Origin of the sequence: Okeania sp. SIO3B5 (assembly GCF_010692555.1) — a bacterium.
Lineage (GTDB): Bacteria > Cyanobacteriota > Cyanobacteriia > Cyanobacteriales > Microcoleaceae > Okeania.
Genome location: NZ_JAAHHG010000058.1, coordinates 1 through 17,535 on the forward strand (window position 1 = coordinate 1; position 17,535 = coordinate 17,535).

Consider the following 17,535-nt stretch of genomic DNA (forward strand, 5'->3'; position numbering starts at 1 on the left):
ATCATGTTCGGTTGAATACTTACACTTTGGACGAAGGAAGGCAGAAGGCAGCTATGCTGGAGGCAGAAGGGAAGAAAGGGTTAAAGGGGATAAAGTTTTTTTATAACTGATTATCCGAACATGATATAACCCCTCCTGGGAGGGGAACGTGGGGAGATGGAAAAAGAGTTGGCAATGGCGCTCAGATTGTTGATTTCAAACAGTTTGTAGGAGCTAACAGCAGTTCGCCCCTACGGTTTCTTCAAGCTAAAAAATCTGCCGATCGCTGAGTTGCTGACGGCTGAAGTGCTTCTTTAACGCAATTTGAGAATTTCAGCAGTTATAGCCAAACTCTCTTCATATAAAACTTCCCGGCCCCAACGTTGTAACTGTTGAGCCATCAAATATTCTGCTTTCTGATCGCTCAAAGCACTAACTTGCTCTGTACGACAAGACTGGGCACTACCACCTGCTTCTAATCGCATACAACCAGTATCTTCAGAACACAAAATCGTGCAACAGTCAGCATTGGGATTATTAGACCCCAAACGCACGCCCACTAAATCTCCAGGAATTTCACCATAGTCAGCAGTAGGAATTGCTGCTAACTCAGCTAAAATCTCCTTATCCGTAGGACTGGTAAACTTGACATGAACGATGTCATAATCACCACCAGTCTCAGTGTAAGCTGTAGGCTGCCAATCAAGACGACTAGCAAACCAACCCAAGAACATTAGTGCTTGAGCGGCATTACCTTTTTCATAGTCAAGAGTAATTTTATCAATTTCACTCAAGGCAGCACGACGTTGTGGTGGATCGAAAGTGGCAGCAGCTAATTCTTGCCATGCAGAGAGACGATGCCAATTTAAGTCAGCAATATATGTTTGATTTTCGATTAGCTCTTGCATTTTGAGAAATTCTGAATCTGCATCGCTAAAATAAGATGAATCCAGTATAATGCAATTGCTATTTTCACAAAGGTTTCGGAATAATTCTTGTTCTGGGTTGGGAGTAGCTTTCCACCAAACAAATTTGGGCAAGTCAGGAATCATCAATGATGTCACAACATCACTAACTCTTTCCAGTGCTTCTTTAGTTCCGCGTAGGGTAATGTATTCACAGCAGATGAGTGAAGATTCCTTTTTCTGTACTGGGCAATAAGCAGAAACTTGTGCTGTTACCCCTGTATCTTCCCCAAAAGTAGGACATAGCGTAATCACTCGACAAGGATTTTGAGCTGCGATTACTTCACTAATGCTAAATCCTCTAGCATCCATATTGGAGAATTGCCGAGTTTCTGGAGATTTGGCTGCCCACTCTGAACGTAACTTGGCGAGAGTCTCGGAGTCTACCCTACCCGTTACTGGTAACTGATAAGCTTTTTGAGCCTCTTTGATGGCATCACGGGCCTCATTGCCGTTAATACCATCTATTTCACCTTTGTAGAATCCCAAACCAGCCAAAAGTTGCTGAAACTCTTCGGGTTCATATACTACCATGCTGAAAGTAGCTGCTCTGGTAGCGATCGCAGTTGCTTTTCCTCCATTTTGACCAAGCCAGATTTTACTAAGCTCTGCTTCAATTTCTCCGAGAGAAATATCTTTTGGTTGTTGTAAGGCAACAAGTGTTGTACTCATTTTTCTTGTTTGTAAATGCTTTACTGATGGTTATTTGTAGCGCGTAGCGCTAGGGAATTTTCATTAATGGATAATGGATAATGGATAATAAATAATGGATAATTACCTCTTTAACAATGGATAATGGATAATGAAAAGTATCTCTAACTTATCAATTATTCATTGGTAATGAGAGGCTTTAAACCAAATTGATCAATTATCCATTATCCATTGGGTAAAAGTAGCGAGCCATGTCATCCGCCAAGAAATAAATTTCTTGGCTCAAAGCAAAAGTCATCTTTAGATGACTAAAAGATTTTGGTTATCAAGGCTCCTCTTTTAAGGGGATAAAATAAAGAGAATATTTCAGATTTCAATCCCAGCGCCTCAGCTAGAGGTACTGATAACTGATAACTGATAACTGATAACTGAAACCTACAATCGGCGCCAACGACGGCCATCGCGGTTGAGCAACAACTCAGATTCAACTGGTCCCCATGTACCTGCTTCATACAAAGGTATTGCCTCTGGTGGTGCTGGAGCATCCCAGATACTTAGTATTGGTGTTAATGCTCGCCAAGATGCTTCTACTTCATCACCACGAGTAAACAGCGTTTGGTCTGCTAACATACAATCAATCAACAATCGACTGTAAGCATCTGTACTGGGTTTACCAAAAGCAGTATCGTAACGGAAATCCATATCTACTGAACGAGTCCGTAGGGAACTGCCTGGAGTTTTTACCTCAAAACGCATAGAAATTCCTTCATTTGGCTGAATTCGCAAAGCCAATACGTTAGGATTTGCTTGTTTAGCTGCTGACTGGAACATTAAATATGGTACTTCTTTGAACTGAATCGCGATTTCTGAGACTTTTTTCGGCATTCGCTTACCAGTCCGTAGATAAAAGGGTACTCCTTTCCAACGCCAGTTATCAATGTAGAGTTTCAGTGCTGCATAAGTAGGTGTGGTGGAGTTGGGGTCTGCTCCTCCTTCTTCCCGATAAGCTGGTACATCTTTGCCTTTCATCCAACCGTTTGTATACTGACCGCGAATTGCAGAAAGCTCTAGGCGGTCTAAGTCTGCTAGATGGGTTGCTTGAACTACTTTTACTTTTTCGTTACGAATGCTGTCAGCATCGAGGGAATTAGGAGGTTCCATTGCTGTGAGGGAGAATAGTTGCATCAGGTGGTTTTGTACCATGTCTCGCAGGGCACCTGATGTTTCATAATATCCCGCACGTCCTTCTAGTCCTACTGTTTCTGCAACAGTGATTTGAACGTTATCGACAAATTGACGATTCCATAGGGGTTCAAAAATGGCATTAGCAAATCGAAATACCATTAAGTTTTGAACTGTTTCTTTGCCTAGGTAGTGATCGATGCGATATATTTGCTCTTCTGGGCAAACTTGACGCACAATTTTATTCAGCACCTGAGCAGAGCTGAGGTCTCTACCAAAGGGTTTTTCAATTACTAATCTATGTTTTTTGGGGTCTTCCAACATTCCTGCTGCCCCTAACTGTTGAGCAGCTTCTCCAAAAAAGCGTGGTGCTACAGATAAGTAAAATACGCGATTACCTCGCGTACCTCTCTCTTCGTCAATTTGGCTCAAAAGTTCTTTTAGTTTTTGGTAATCTTCTGGTTTGTCGATATTACCGGGAGAGTAAAAAATCCCTTTGGCAAAGTCATTCCAGAGTTCTTCAGATTGTAATCCACCACCAAATTCTTCTACGCCAGTCCGCATTTGTTCGCGGAAGTAATCATGGCTCCATTCTCTGCGTGCTACTCCGACTATTGTTAGTTCGGGGGGGAGTCTCCGCTCTAGCTTCATTTGATAGAGTGCTGGAACGAGTTTCCTTTGAGTTAGGTCCCCTGAAGCACCGAAGATAATTAAAATCTGGGGTTCTGGGATTCGGTCTTGTTGTAATCCAACCCGCAAGGGATTTTCTAATAATGCTACCATCTATTGTTGACTCCTTCTAATTAGTTAATTTGGTTAATATAGAAGCTTTTCTGTATTTTGCCGAGCTGTGCTATTTTTCAGATCAAATCACACCGGACTTAACGCACAGACACTAAATCGAGTGAGGGCGCAATTCGGAGCTTTGCGTTAGCAAATGCCATTCGCCCCTACATATATATGGCGTGTTAAAGGTTAATTTGCGTAAGTCCTGTCACAATTAGCTATGACTGTTTTATTGTTTTGTGGAATGGGCATCTTGCCCGTTCCTGATATTTTCACTCCTTGGCAGGGACAGGCAGGATGGAGACAGGCAGGATGCCTGCTCCCACTTAACTTACCACTTAATATTCATCCCACCCCTCAGCAATGCCTAATTTTTAATCATCAGTCAAACCGTTTTTTTTCACGTTTCGGCTGTCGCCGACATGAAAATGACTGATGACATAAGATTTTTCTAGCCTGAAACAGGTGCTAATTTCTTAACTTTTTCTTCTAGGGAGTTGATTAAAGAACTAAAGGGTTTGATAAATTTATCGATCCCTTCTGCTAACAGTTCATCCATTACATGGTTGATATTGATATTAATATCGGGGTCTTTGAGACTTTCTATAAGCTGGATCGCTTCTTCTATATTAGTCTCTACTCGATTGTCAACATGACAGTGATCAGCACAAGCATCTATGGTTTGGGGAGGCAAAGTATTTACTGTGTCAGGCCCAATTAATTCATCCACATACATCACATCACTGTAGGTGGGATTTTTGGTGCTAGTACTTGCCCATAATAGCCTTTGCATTGTTGCACCTTTTGCAGATAGAGCTTTCCAACGATCGCTCTGAATTATTTTTTTGTATTCTTGATAGGCTATTTTGGCATTAGCGATCGCTACTTTTCCTTTGATGGTTTCTAGTTTGGCCTTGACAGTTTCATCGGTTACATTCTTGGTTTTGCTATCAATAGTAGCGTCAATATTACTATCAATGCGACTCAAAAAGAAACTTGCCACAGAAGCTATCTTACTGACATCTTCTCCTTTAGCTGCTCTTGCTTCTAGACCTTCAATATACGCCCAAGCGGTGTTTACATAGCTTTCTACAGAAAATAGGAGAGTGACATTGACATTAATTCCTTCACTAATAACTTTTGTTACTGCTGGTAAACCTTCTGGCGTACCTGGAATTTTAATCATTAGGTTTTCGCGACCGATAGCAGTGTAATAACGAATTGCTTCAGTGATAGTACTTTCTGTATCTTTAGCTATAGTAGGTGGAACTTCAATACTAATGTAACCATCTAATCCATTAGTTTGTTCATAAACTGGCATAAATATATCGCAAGCATCACGAATATCTTTAAAAACTAGAGATTCGTAGATTTCCATCACTGACTTACCAGCGCTGATACCTGCTTCAATATCTGCATCATAGATAGCATTACCAGCGATCGCTTTCTCAAAGATAGCGGGATTAGAAGTGATTCCACGAATCCCTTTTTGGGCAATCATATTTTTGAGTTCCCCAGACTCAATGATATTACGACTGAGATTATCCATCCAGATACTCTGACCGAAGTCTTTGATTTCGAGCAAATGATTAGTTGTCATAGCTGTCTTACCTTAATTGTTACTATTTTCCTTGGAGTTTTTTGTGTTCTTATATACTGCAAAAAAAATAACTAAGTTGTTAAATTTTTAAAGGCAGTATTCAAATATCAGTTATCAGTTATCAGTTATCAGTTATCAGTACCTCTGCCTAAAGTAAAGTGCATTGAAATATTGAACTTGATTTTTTTTCATCCCCTTTAAAGGGGAGGCTTGAGACCTTATTTTTTGGTCAGAAAGTTGAAATTAAATCTGCGTTCTGATGACAAATTCTTAAAAACCGATGTTAAGTTCTATTAACTAGCTATCAGCTTTTATAGCTCTGGGTAAAACATCCCCGGTTTCTATAAACCGGAAGGTGCGCGGAGGGGTATCAGTCCCCTTCTAAACGTTTACTGCTGAGGTACTGACTGCTGAGGTGCTGACCGCTTTTTTAACCCTGATGAGAAATGCGTGCTTGTTCCTTAATAAAAGACTCTACAAGTGTCACATCTTCTTTACTGCCAATCACCAATGGTGTACGTTGATGTAGTTCATTTGCTACAACATCTAATATTTCTTCAGTACCCGTACTAGCTCTACCACCAGATTGTTCTATTAAATAAGCCATAGGTGCTGATTCATATAATAGGCGTAATTTTCCTTCTGGCTTTTTCACTGTACCTGGGTATAAAAATACGCCACCTTGGTATAAAATTCGATGAAAGTCTCCAACTAATGCACCACCATAACGGGCAGTATAACCTTCATGACGATGAACATACCGGATATAATCCCGCATGGAATCATCCCACTGCCAAAAGTTACCTTCGTTGACACTATATATTGGGCCGTGGTCGGGAGTTTTAATATTCTCATTGGCCAGAATAAACTCACCCAAACTAGGGTCAAGAGTAAATGCGTGAACTCCAGTACCAATGGAATATACTAGCATTGTGCTAGGGCCATACAAGATATAACCAGCAGCAATTTGTTTACGTCCACTTTGGAGTAAATCTTGAGCGGAACCATCTTCATCGTTGCCTTCTTGTTGCCGAATAGAGAAGATAGACCCCACGTTTAGATTTATGTCTAAATTAGAGGAACCATCTAGAGGATCGTAAAGTAATGTATAGCGACCTATTGGACAGTTTTCTGGAATGTAATAGGGTTTTTCCATCTCTTCGGATGCCAAGCGACAGACAAGGCCACTTTGCTTAAATACCGAGATAAATACATCATTGGCATAGATATCCATCTTTTTGACGGATTCTCCCTGGACATTAACTGAGCCAGTAAACCCCAAAGCGTCTTCTACTAATCCAGCGCGAGTCAAACGACGAGCGATTAACTTTCCTGCTAAAGCAATTCGATTCATCAGGGCGCTAATATCTTGAGCATCTGGTGAGAACTGAAGTTGCTGTAGAACATGACGTGATAAGGTTGTACAATCACGATCTAATACTTGTGCTTCCTCCAGACGAATGTGGAGGTTTTCCTGGGTATTGACCATAAATATTTAGTTCCTCCATTTTTATTGGTTCCAGTGGTGGCATAGATGATTTGCAAAGGCTTTACCTTTACTTGGACTTCTATGACTGGATGTGTCTAACGTTCATCTTATTTAGGCTTGAGCAAGAGGAGGCTAAATTTTATATGAACTTTAGATAGTTAATCGCTTTTTGAAGAGTAAAAAGCAAATTTTAAAAGTCAAAAGTTAAAAATATCTAAACGCTTCTAGTTTTACACCTAATGTCATTTCAGTTATCAGTTATCAGTTATCAGTTATCAGTACCTCTGCAATAAGGAGGCAAGAAAATACGGAATTCTGTTTTTTTTATCCCCTTAATAGGGGAGGCTTTAGAGCAGAATTTTTAGGTAAAAAAAAGTTTGTGTTATCTACTAAAAAAAATATAGTAGTAACACGAACTTTGTATTATTTAGGAATAAGCAACAAGGGTAGGCTGGGTTGAGGAACAAAACCCAACAAAGAATGATACTTTAACCTTGGTCTTTAAAATAAAAGCCCAATGCAACACCCAATAATGTTACTTGTGGGGTGATAATAATGGGAATCATTTCCCTAATAAACTGCTTATCTGATTGTGGAGAAATAGATGCCAAACCAATCAGAAGATAAGTAATCCCTAACGATGCACCAAAAAATACTAAAAGTTTTTCAGCAATATTTTTTCTAGTCTTTTCCTGTTCAACTTTTACCCATTTATATATCTGTTTTTTATTTTCATGGCTTAAGTCTTTATCAGAGATATAATTCTGAATATAGCTGTCAACATCTAGTGTTTCTAGATTTTTTGTTTCTAGATTCTCTGGTATTTCTAGATAGAAAACATTGTCTTGACTTTCATTTTCTTCTGGATTGAATTCTTGATTAGTTGTCATGAATAAATGAGGTTGGTAATTGCTAAATTTGACAATTTTTACCCGTCCCCAATATAAATATCAAGCAACTAACTACTAAGCTATTATCTGAAAACTACTTCTTTTACTGATTTATCAGAGTTCATAATTAGTACGGTAGAACCTTGCTTTATTTCCTTCTGAAAATAGGCTTCAGTTGCAATAGCTTTCCGAATTGCTTCATTTTGAGTAATGCCTTGATTAGTAGCAAGAAATTCTAACATTTCAGCGACGTCTGTGGGCAAAGTTACAGACATTCGCTTTGTAGGGGGACGGGATGTTTGAGTTGTTTTGTTCATCTTCATATTGAAGGTAGAGGTAGTATGTGTTTTATTTTAAGAAGGCAATCTTTAGCCACTTTGTTTAAGTATTACTAAGGAACTTAAATACAATATACACTAAATTTTTGTTTTTGTGGTGTTTTTATTACACCATTTTGGTGTTCAGTAAATAAAAAATATTTTTGATAATCGAAACTTGTTTTAAGATTACTGTGTAGAGTCAACCAAATATGTTTAGGACTTACGCAAAGACACTATATAGAAACCCTCACCGTATCTTTGACATTGATTTTCCTTTCTACAACCGGAGCGATCGCATTTCATGTGTGTCGCAAAGCGGAGCGGAGTTCTATCGCCCTTGAAACCATACTTTTTAGGTTGAATAAAGAATCAAGTGCATAGGCGAACAACCCCTTATAAATTTATGATAACACAAAAATTGTGAAGATACAACCATAAATCCTCTGAGATTTTTTGAGCTTACAACAATGAGAATGTTTGCGGTTTTCCACTAAGCAGAGAAGGTATAGGTGGAAAGATTTAATTATGGGAGTAAGGGAGTATTTTTAAATCTTTTCTACTAAATTCGCGATCGCCCTTGAAACCATACTTTTTAGGTTGAATAAAGAATCAAGTGTATAGGCGAACGACCCCTTATAAATTTATGATAACACAAAAATTGTGAAGATACAACCATAAATCCTCTGAGATTTTTTGAGCTTAAGGAAATGAAAATGTTTGCGGTCTTCCACTAAGCACAGAAGGTATAGATGGAAAGATTTAATCATGGGGGTAAGGGAGTATTTTTCAATCTTTTCTACTAAATTCGCGATCGCCCTCTACGCTATTTTTAGTTGAACAAAAAGTCAAGTATATAGGCGGACGACCCCTTATAGTTTTATGATAATACAAAAGTTGTGAAGATACAACCATAAATCCTCTGAGATTTTTTTGAGCTTAAGGAAATGAAAATGTTTGCGGTCTTCCACTAAGCAGAGGAGGTATAGATGAAAAGATTTAATTATGGGAGTAAGGGAGTATTTTTCAATCTTTTCTACTAAATTCGCGATCGCTCTCTACACTATTTTTGATTGAATAAAAAATCAAGTAAGTAGGCGAGCAGCCCCTTATAAATTTATGATAATACAAAAATTGTGGAGATACAACCAGAAATACTCTGATTTTTTTTGAGCTTAAGGAAATGAAGATGTTTGCGATCTTCCATTAAGTAGAGGAGGTTATAGATGGAAAGATTGAATGATAGAAGTAAGGGAGTATTTTTAAATCTTTTCTACTAAATTCGCGATCGCCCTTGAAACCATACTTTTTGATTGAATAAAAAGTCAAGTGTATAGGCGAGTAACTCCTTATAGTTTTATGATGACACAAAAATTGTGAAGATACAACCAGAAATCCTCTGAGTTTTTTTAGCTTAAGGAAATGAAAATGTTTGCGGTCTTCCACTAAGCAGAGGAGGTATAGATGAAAAGATTTAATTATGGGAGTAAGGGAGTATTTTTCAATATTTTCTACTAAATTCGCGATCGCCCTCTACACTATTTTTTAGTTGAATAAAAAGTCATGTACATGGGCGAACGAACCCTTATAATTAAATAGTATCATCATTTTTTTGAAAATGCAACGACAAAACCTTCAAATATTTTTATGAGCTTCACAAAATGCAAGTGCAAAAGTTAGTGCTAGCTAAGATAACGATCTAAGCAAATAATAAAAAATAAAATCAATTACCCCACAGAAATCATCAATTATTTTTCCCTACTTTGTACGGACGTTGTATGCAACCTCCCTACATTCCTTCTCAATCAAACAACATAATTAATATCCTCTCCTATTCGTTTCCCTAAATGACTAACCACCCCAATGCTCTTAGCTTTTAACAATCACTTAATACTCATATCCTCATCTCCCAGAAAATATTCTGCCTTAGCAATATAACAACTACAAAAAGCAACAATCTTTGGTTTATTATCTGGTACAGTAAAAGGTAAAAACATTTCCTTTCCCTCTGCATAATTTTCTATCTCTACATCTACAGAACTACAGAATATTAGTTTTTACATAATAATTTCACCACGTTGAATTGCTTCACGATAAAAAGAGTCTTGAAATAATATCCTATCAGCTTGTGGTAAAAGTAATTCTAGTCTATCAGATTGAAAAAATATTGATGAATACAAGCAATTCAATATTTTTTCGCACAACTCTCCCTTAACAAACAAAAGGTTGAAGAAAGGTTTTTTAAGTTCTCCTTGGTTTGTGAAAGTTTCTGGATCTTTAACCACATAAAATGTATGTAAATCAGCTTTTTTAAGAGAAAGAATTAAATCTTGTACTGACATTCCCTGTCTTTGAAGCAGATAAGGAGTTACTTCACATATAATTGCCAAATTATCTAACTGAAAAAACCATTTTAACCCTCCTTTAATAACCTGATTTTCATACCCTTCCACATCTATTTTTAATAAGCTAGGTGAAAGATACTGCTGCCGATCAAAGAATATGGCATCAAGGGTTGAAACTTCTACTTTTTCTCCTGTTTGAGTTCCAGGTCTAGATAAAAAAGAATGAATCATGCGATTAGAGTTCGTTGATATATTTAGATTCAAATACCCTTGATGTTCACCTAAACCTTTTTGATAGCACTCCACAAAAGATAAATCATTTATTTGACAGTTTTTTTTCAGCATCAAAAAATTATTTTTTTCTGGCTCAAAAGCAATAAATTTTTGCTGAGTATGATTTTTTTTGAAAGCTGCTGCTAAAAGATGAGAACCAATATGAGAACCTACATCTAAGAAAGAAAAACCGGCTTCAACAAAACTTTGTATTATCAATATTATTGTTGGTTCATAAACACCGAATTTTTGAATTGATTGGTAAATTCGATGTTCTGGACATAGCCATATTTGACCATCTAAATAAGAAACTAATGAACAAGATTCTTCTTCCATGTGAATTTTGGAAAATTCAGGTTGCATATTTACTCTTGATATCTATATAAAATAGATTGTTTGCCGAATAATTAAGGTTTAAAGTCTCTCCTTTCAAGGAGAAAAAAATAAAAAAATTCCCTACCGCGTCAATTCTCTTCTTTTCAAGGAGAAGTAATTTCAGTTATCAGTTATCAGTTATCAGTTATCAGTACCGACCACTAAAGCCGGAGGCTTGAAATACTGAACTGAATATTTTTTCATGCCCTTAAAAGGGGAAGCTTTGGACCTCATTTTTTTTAAAATTATTAATTATTAATTATTCATTAAAAAATTCCCTACCGCGTCAATTCTCTTCTTTTCAAGGAGAAGTAATTTCAGTTATCAGTTATCAGTTATCAGTTATCAGTACCGACCACTAAAGCCGGAGGCTTGAAATACTGAACTGAATATTTTTTCATGCCCTTAAAAGGGGAGGTTTTGGACCTCGTTTTTTTGTAATTATTAATTATTAATTATTAATTATTAATTGTCCTACTTCCATCGTTCAATATTCTGGGTAAAAATATCTGATAAAATATCCTTAATTGTGTAATTTAACTTCCAGTCAGGATAGTGACTTTGAAATTTTCTAACATCAGTAATCCACCAAATATGATCTCCACTTCGATGTGAATCAACATAGCTCCAATTCAGCTTTTTGTCAGTAATTTCATTGCATAATTGGATAGCTTCTAACAAAGAGCAATTGCTGAAACGACTACCACCAATGTTATAAACTTCACCACATCTTGGAGATTGATAAAAATGATAGAAAGCATTAACTAAATCATAGCTATGAATATTATCTCGAACTTGCTTTCCTTTATATCCATAAATTTGGTAAGCAGTATCCGTCATAGTACACTTCATTAAGTAAGATAAAAAGCCATGTAACTTAGTTCCTGAATGAGTAGGACCAGACAAACAATTCCCTCGAAAGCAAACTGTTTTCATTCCCAAGTAACGACCATATTCTTGAACAAGAATATCAGCAGCAGCTTTAGATGCACCTAAAAAACTATGTTGACAATTATCAATACCTATATTTTCATCAATTCCCAAACTATAAGGATGAGTAGGATCTATTTCCCAGCGTAATTCTTGTTCAATAAAAGGCAAAGAATTAGGTTTATCTCCATAAACTTTAGCAGTTGAACAAAAAATAAAAACAGCATCCGGACAGTATTTTTGAGTATTTTCTAATAAAACTAAAGTCCCATTAGCATTAATACTAAAGTCAGTGTATGGGTCTTTACTAGCCCATTCATGAGAAGGTTGAGCGGCTGTATGAATAATTAGTTTAATATCTTTTTCATAGGTTTGAAAGATTTGAGAAATCGTTTCTCTATCTCTAATATCTGCATGATGATGAATATATTGTTCTTGATAATTGTCTAACAGATGTTGTTTATTCCAAGCTGTTGAGGCATCTTTTCCCAGTAAAACTTCACGCATATTGTTGTCAATTCCAACAACAGTAAACCCTTTTTCACAGAAAAATTTTACTGATTCCGAGCCAATTAGTCCTGCCGAACCTGTCACAATCACTATTTCCATTTTTATCTCCAGTTTTCTATTTTTAACAAGTAATTATTATTGATTAAATTGTAACTATTCAGCTATTAGCATTCAACTTTTAGATGTTTCATAAATAATGAATATACAGTTTCCCTCGTCAAGGTCAGTTTTTTTCCAATACTTTTAATTCTCCTTATATCAATTTTATATGAGGTTGCATAGAATAATGAAATTCATTAAATCGATCTATATTTATCTACGCTTACCTACGGTATATTCTGCTTGAAATATTATTCTATGCAGCTTCATTTCAATTTGGTATTAAATCTATCAATACTAATTCCTACTCAAAAAGTAATAAATCAATAGCTGATAGCTGAATGCTAACTGCTGAATGCTTACAACTTTTAGATGTTTCATAAATAATGAATATACAGTTTCCCTCCTCAAGGTCAGTTTTTTCCCAATACTTTTAATTCTCCTTAAATCTATCAATACTAATTCCTATTCAAAAAGTAATAAATCAATAGCTGAATGCTGAATGCTAACTGCTGAATGCTTACAACTTTTAGATGTTTCATAAATAATGAATATACAGTCTCCCTCCTCAAGGTCAGTTTTTTCCCAATACTTTTAATTCTCCTTAAATCTATCAATACTAATTCCTATTCAAAAAGTAATAAATCAATAACTGATAGCTGAATGCTAACTGCTGAATGCTTACAACTTTTAGATGTTTCATAAATAATGAATATACAGTCTCCCTCCTCAAGGTCAGTTTTTTCCCAATACTTTTAATTCTCCTTATATCAATTTTATATGAGGTTGCATAGAATAATGAAATTCATTAAATCGATCTATATTTATCTACGCTTACCTACGGTATATTCTGCTTGAAATATTATTCTATGCAGCTTCATTTCAATTTGGTATTAAATCTATCAATACTAATTCCTATTCAAAAAGTAATAAATCAATAGCTGAATGCTGAATGCTGAATGCTTACATTAAATTTAAGCAGGTTTACACCCGGTAACAATACTCCAATATCCAAAAGTCGATTTAATTTGGATGTCAATAAAACCAGCATCCAATAACATTTGAGTAAGTTCTAGTCCTGAATATTGCTGACCTTGAGGACACCAAAGAAGCATTAGTGCATTATAAGCTGCTGCTGAAAATGGCCCGGTTTTCTCATTGTTAAATAACCATTCGTGAATGATAATTCGCCCTCCCGGTTCAAGACTATCAAAACTTTTTTGGGTCAAAAATTTACATTCTTCAGGACTCCAATCATGATAAATTAAAGAGTAAAAATGTAAGTCAGCCTCAGGAAAAGACTCCTTCCACATATCTCCAACTACTGTATCAATTCGATCTTGCAAATTCTGCTCAGTAATAAACTCTAGTGCTATTTCACAGATAGGTTTTAGATCTAAAACTGAGGCTTTAAGATGAGTCCATTGTTGTGTTGCGCCAATACAATGAGCTCCCGATCCCCCGCCAATATCGAGCATTTTTCGATTGCTAGATAGATCCAAAGCTGTAGGCCAAGCTAAAGCTGCTGGTATGCTAGCAGAATGCATAGCCTTGGTAAAGGTTTTTGCTTTTTCATTTTCTTGTTCGTGGACTTCAAAAAGCTCTTGACCTTGATAAACTTGAGTTACATCGTTTAAAATTGCGTGTCGGAAATTTGAATAAGATAAGATATCAGCGTTATCAATAATTAAATCAAAATATTCACAAAAAGAAGTATTACTGTTCCTGAGTAAATATTCTTTAGCAACTTGTGTGAGATAGTAGTGATGATGATCCAATTTTATTAACTCTGTTACACAAGCAGCAGATATAAGTACCTGGGTTGCACGATCAGTCAATTTTAGCTTTTGAGAAATTTCTTCAAAAGTAAGAGGTTGTTCATTAAGAAGAGCAAATAAATTTAAGTCATGAGCAATCAGTACAGGTATACTGATGTGTAAGTTCATTACAACATCCCAAACCTGTCTGCCATCTGTTTGAGGTTTAATCATAAGGCTTTCTAGAAAATCAATCTGAAATATTTCGGGCTGATTTTAACATCAATTGCGTTCAAGAATTTAGAATTTAGAATTTAGAATTTAGAATTACCTCTCCTTGAAAAGAAGAGGATTGGGTTAAAAGGAATTTTTTTCTTCTCTTGGTGGATTGGATATGGCGAGGAGAACCGCTCTTATCAGAGCCGCTCCACTTTATATGTTGCGGAGTAAAACGCCATCCCATCCTACGGAATGCTCCGCAAACGACCGCTTTTTTCTCCATGAATGGAGAGGCTTTATACCTTAATTTTTCGGTAAGAAAGAAATTGTTTGTAAAAAAAATCTGGCATTGCTGAATTAAGGAATGAAAGTAGGTTTATAGGGAATAGGGAACAGGGAACACTTAACTGGGAACAGGGAACAGTTAATATTAACAAGTAGTTCAAACCATCCAAAATACAAAATCAAAAATATAAAATTATCAAATCATACCCAGAATCAGCAACGCCAAAAATCTTAATGTTAATCTTTCCCTATCTACTATAGGAGAGCACAGCGATAGAACTCCGTTCCGCTTGCGCGACTGCCAAAAATTGTTCTCTTTAGAAAGACAATTTTCTAAATTTATATAAAACTATAGCAATCCTAAATAAGTTGCGGGTAATCAAAAAGTAGATAAAAAAACTGAAACTCCCATCTGTTCCCTGTTCCCTGTTCCCTGTTCCCTAAAAGCGATAAGATTTTTATACACAAATAAAATAGGATTGCTATATATTTATTGATTATTATTTTTTCCCAACAATAAGATAGTCATATATCGTTGAAACCATCATTGAATATTATATGTTAACTACCGTATCTTTACTAATCTTATTAATTTTAATAGTATTATTATCTGCTAGCCTAAAAATGAATTTTGAATACCATAAATCGGTAATTTTTAGACTAGGAAGATTTAGTCATGTAAGAGGTCCTGGTGTATATTTAACTATTCCAATCATTGACCAAATAAAGCAAGTAGACCGAAGAACTATTACTGTTGATATTGAATCCCAAGATACATTTAATAATTAATAATTAATAATTAATAATTAATAATTAATAATTAATAATTAACAATTACCTTTCCTTGAAAATAAGAGGATTGACTCAAAGGAAAAATTTTTCCTTTTTAAGGGAAAAAAAGAAATAATATTTCCTTATATTCAATTCCGTAACGGTTTTAACCAGAGGTAATTATCAATTATCCATTATCAATTATCAATTAATGAAAAATCCTTGGGGTATAGAAATTGAACGTATCGAAATAAAAAATCTAGAAATTCCTAAACCAATGCAGCGTGCAATGGCAAAAGAAGCTGAAGCTGCAAGAGAGAAAAGGCCGCGTATGATTAAGGCCGAATCTGAGTATGAATCAACTATTAAACTAACACAAGCTGCACAGGAAATTGCTAAGTCTCCAGTAGCATTAGAACTACGTAGAATTCAGATGATTGCTGAGATTGGAACTGAACAAAATACTACTACTATTTTGATGATTCCATCTGATATTTTATCTTTAGCAAAAGATTTTTCTCAGTCTATTTCAAAAGATAAATAAAAACTCTCCCAACCTCTGAGCAAGGGGTTGTTTAATCTAACCTAGAAAATGCAAAGAGGTGGGAAAAATCTTTCAAGTAAAATAAGTATTAATATTAGACCTCTTGCAAAAGTTTTAATTAAATCAATTCAAGAGATGAAATCAACAATTCCCTGACTTCTGCAAGAAGTTTATTATTCTATAGTGATTGATTGAGGACCTTCACTTTTGTCACTACCTACTTCTGTATTAGAGTTAGTAGTGGCAGTATAACCATTCTGCTTCTCAAGCCAACTTTTGACTGGATCGTCATTAAGATTTAGTCGGAACATACCAGAGAAAAAACCTCCAAAAAAGGCAACTGGTTGTTCAATTAGTTCTTTTACAACTGGAGTTAGTTCATCTAAAAACATACAGTCTTTCCTCTCGCTAAAGAATATTTATTTAATCAAATTAAATTTTTCCCTCGTATTCTAACGTACTGAATATGAAACTATCGTAGCGATCGCCTCAATTAACTTAATTAGCTTTTAATCGCAGTATCTACGAATTTGTGGACTGACAGAATAAATGAAATAAGAATTAACCCTTCTACCTTCTGCTACAATTAACTAGGGCTTGCGCTGATAAAGCTAAAAGTCAGGATAGCTGACGGTAATGGAGCTTTTTATATTCAGTTGATCTCCTAATTTATGGCTCTTATTGGCCTCAAAATACTGAATTTTTCTGCTGAAATTCAAGAAAATTTCTTCACATAAAATGGCCTAAACCCTTGCCTGTCAACGCGTCTCCCCATCTCCGCGTCTCCCCATCTCCGCGTCTCCGCTTCTCCGCGTCCCCGTGTCCTACCCCCACCAACCAATTTTTTCACCAAACCCTAACTACTTTGGGCTACCTTGGCCTCCTGAGCAACCTGCTCCACCTGATCGTTGGCTAACTCTGCAATAACTTGCTCCGCTTGTGGCCCTCCTAATTTATGCAAAGTTTGTACCAGTCTATAACGTATTTGCCAATCACTATGGGTAGCAAAAGGTGTTAAGAAAGAAACAGCTTCTGGGTTTCCTAGTTCCCCTAAAGCACTAATAGCTATAGTCTGTATCAGTTCATTATCTGACTTGAGAGCATCTTCTAGTAAAGAGAATGCTCTTGGTTCCCCCATTCCTCCTACTACTGCAACTATGCTCATTTTAATTATCCATTCTGGAGTATTCTGGTAGACCTGTTCTAGGTCGTCAAAGGTTTCAGTAAGTTTTAATGCCCCTAAAGCATCTGCTGCCGCTGCTTGGACATCTGGTTCGGGATCGTTGAGCAAACAGTTTCGCAATATTTCTTGGGATATTTTTAAATTTTGTGTTCCTAAACTTGACATTTGGCTCACTGCAGCATATCTAACACGAGTATCTTGGTCTTTGATTGAAGTTTGAATTAATTCAAAAGCGGTAGCTAAATCTATTTGACGTAATTGATTAACTCCACGCAAGCGATCGCCTAGATCCTCTGATATTAATAGTTGCTGAATTGAATCTGGGGTAACACTCATTGCCATAAATTTTATTTTTTTTATTTTCCTGGATTATCTGAGCTATAAA

At 36.0% G+C, this 17,535-nt stretch carries 13 protein-coding genes; 2 read left to right on the forward strand and 11 right to left on the reverse strand.

Annotation, left to right across the window (positions count from 1 at the left end):
* Positions 1-293: 293 nt before the first annotated feature.
* The 9 genes from opcA to F6K54_RS10770 all read right to left on the reverse strand — a co-directional run bounded on the left by opcA (position 294) and on the right by F6K54_RS10770 (position 14,382).
* Positions 294-1,616: a glucose-6-phosphate dehydrogenase assembly protein OpcA gene (opcA, locus tag F6K54_RS10730; RefSeq protein ID WP_293077275.1), complete on the reverse strand. Its 1,323-nt coding sequence runs from the start codon at positions 1,614-1,616 to the stop codon at positions 294-296.
* Between the two features lie 414 nt (positions 1,617-2,030).
* Positions 2,031-3,560: a glucose-6-phosphate dehydrogenase gene (gene zwf, locus F6K54_RS10735; protein ID WP_293077277.1), complete on the reverse strand. Its 1,530-nt coding sequence runs from the start codon at positions 3,558-3,560 to the stop codon at positions 2,031-2,033.
* A 454-nt stretch (positions 3,561-4,014) separates the two neighbouring features.
* A complete protein-coding gene (gene tal / locus F6K54_RS10740) occupies positions 4,015-5,163 on the reverse strand; it encodes a transaldolase (RefSeq protein WP_293077278.1) in 1,149 nt (382 codons plus the stop codon).
* A 430-nt stretch (positions 5,164-5,593) separates the two neighbouring features.
* Positions 5,594-6,652, reverse strand: coding sequence for a class 1 fructose-bisphosphatase (gene fbp / locus F6K54_RS10745; protein ID WP_293077280.1), 1,059 nt, complete (start codon positions 6,650-6,652; stop codon positions 5,594-5,596).
* A gap of 488 nt (positions 6,653-7,140) precedes the next feature.
* Complete coding sequence (locus F6K54_RS10750) at positions 7,141-7,542, reverse strand: hypothetical protein (RefSeq protein ID WP_293077281.1); 402 nt, start codon at positions 7,540-7,542, stop codon at positions 7,141-7,143.
* 83 nt (positions 7,543-7,625) lie between these two features.
* Positions 7,626-7,859: a CopG family transcriptional regulator gene (locus F6K54_RS10755; RefSeq protein ID WP_293077283.1), complete on the reverse strand. Its 234-nt coding sequence runs from the start codon at positions 7,857-7,859 to the stop codon at positions 7,626-7,628.
* A 2,057-nt stretch (positions 7,860-9,916) separates the two neighbouring features.
* A complete protein-coding gene (locus F6K54_RS10760) occupies positions 9,917-10,840 on the reverse strand; it encodes an FkbM family methyltransferase (protein ID WP_293077285.1) in 924 nt (307 codons plus the stop codon).
* A gap of 486 nt (positions 10,841-11,326) precedes the next feature.
* Complete coding sequence (locus F6K54_RS10765) at positions 11,327-12,391, reverse strand: NAD-dependent epimerase/dehydratase family protein (RefSeq protein ID WP_293077287.1); 1,065 nt, start codon at positions 12,389-12,391, stop codon at positions 11,327-11,329.
* Positions 12,392-13,365: 974 nt separating this feature from the next.
* Positions 13,366-14,382 (reverse strand): methyltransferase, encoded by a 1,017-nt coding sequence (locus tag F6K54_RS10770; RefSeq protein WP_293077289.1) that lies wholly within the window; start codon positions 14,380-14,382, stop codon positions 13,366-13,368.
* A gap of 894 nt (positions 14,383-15,276) precedes the next feature.
* Here F6K54_RS10770 and F6K54_RS10775 point away from each other — a divergent pair.
* Together F6K54_RS10775 and F6K54_RS10780 are read left to right on the forward strand one after the other, a co-directional pair.
* Entirely contained in the window at positions 15,277-15,441 is a 165-nt protein-coding gene (locus F6K54_RS10775) for an SPFH domain-containing protein (RefSeq protein WP_293077291.1), read from the forward strand.
* 193 nt (positions 15,442-15,634) lie between these two features.
* Entirely contained in the window at positions 15,635-15,967 is a 333-nt protein-coding gene (locus tag F6K54_RS10780; RefSeq protein ID WP_293077293.1) for a hypothetical protein, read from the forward strand.
* A gap of 173 nt (positions 15,968-16,140) precedes the next feature.
* Here the strand turns inward: F6K54_RS10780 and F6K54_RS10785 are convergent, their stop codons facing one another.
* Together F6K54_RS10785 and nblB are read right to left on the reverse strand one after the other, a co-directional pair.
* The gene (locus F6K54_RS10785) at positions 16,141-16,359 is read right to left on the reverse strand and encodes a hypothetical protein (protein WP_293077295.1); all 219 of its coding nucleotides are present in this window, start codon (positions 16,357-16,359) and stop codon (positions 16,141-16,143) included.
* Between the two features lie 464 nt (positions 16,360-16,823).
* The gene (gene nblB, locus F6K54_RS10790) at positions 16,824-17,486 is read right to left on the reverse strand and encodes a phycobilisome degradation protein NblB (protein WP_293077324.1); all 663 of its coding nucleotides are present in this window, start codon (positions 17,484-17,486) and stop codon (positions 16,824-16,826) included.
* Between the last annotated feature and the right edge of the window lie 49 nt (positions 17,487-17,535).

What these genes read in the sequence shown, in the direction of transcription:
- opcA (WP_293077275.1), bottom strand. Translation starts at nt 1,616, where the DNA reads ATGAGTACAACACTTGTTGCCTTACAACAACCAAAAGATATTTCTCTC.
- zwf (WP_293077277.1), bottom strand. Translation starts at nt 3,560, where the DNA reads ATGGTAGCATTATTAGAAAATCCCTTGCGGGTTGGATTACAACAAGAC.
- tal (WP_293077278.1), bottom strand. Translation starts at nt 5,163, where the DNA reads ATGACAACTAATCATTTGCTCGAAATCAAAGACTTCGGTCAGAGTATC.
- fbp (WP_293077280.1), bottom strand. Translation starts at nt 6,652, where the DNA reads ATGGTCAATACCCAGGAAAACCTCCACATTCGTCTGGAGGAAGCACAA.
- F6K54_RS10750 (WP_293077281.1), bottom strand. Translation starts at nt 7,542, where the DNA reads ATGACAACTAATCAAGAATTCAATCCAGAAGAAAATGAAAGTCAAGAC.
- F6K54_RS10755 (WP_293077283.1), bottom strand. Translation starts at nt 7,859, where the DNA reads ATGAACAAAACAACTCAAACATCCCGTCCCCCTACAAAGCGAATGTCT.
- F6K54_RS10760 (WP_293077285.1), bottom strand. Translation starts at nt 10,840, where the DNA reads ATGCAACCTGAATTTTCCAAAATTCACATGGAAGAAGAATCTTGTTCA.
- F6K54_RS10765 (WP_293077287.1), bottom strand. Translation starts at nt 12,391, where the DNA reads ATGGAAATAGTGATTGTGACAGGTTCGGCAGGACTAATTGGCTCGGAA.
- F6K54_RS10770 (WP_293077289.1), bottom strand. Translation starts at nt 14,382, where the DNA reads ATGATTAAACCTCAAACAGATGGCAGACAGGTTTGGGATGTTGTAATG.
- F6K54_RS10775 (WP_293077291.1), top strand. Translation starts at nt 15,277, where the DNA reads ATGAATTTTGAATACCATAAATCGGTAATTTTTAGACTAGGAAGATTT.
- F6K54_RS10780 (WP_293077293.1), top strand. Translation starts at nt 15,635, where the DNA reads ATGAAAAATCCTTGGGGTATAGAAATTGAACGTATCGAAATAAAAAAT.
- F6K54_RS10785 (WP_293077295.1), bottom strand. Translation starts at nt 16,359, where the DNA reads ATGTTTTTAGATGAACTAACTCCAGTTGTAAAAGAACTAATTGAACAA.
- nblB (WP_293077324.1), bottom strand. Translation starts at nt 17,486, where the DNA reads ATGAGTGTTACCCCAGATTCAATTCAGCAACTATTAATATCAGAGGAT.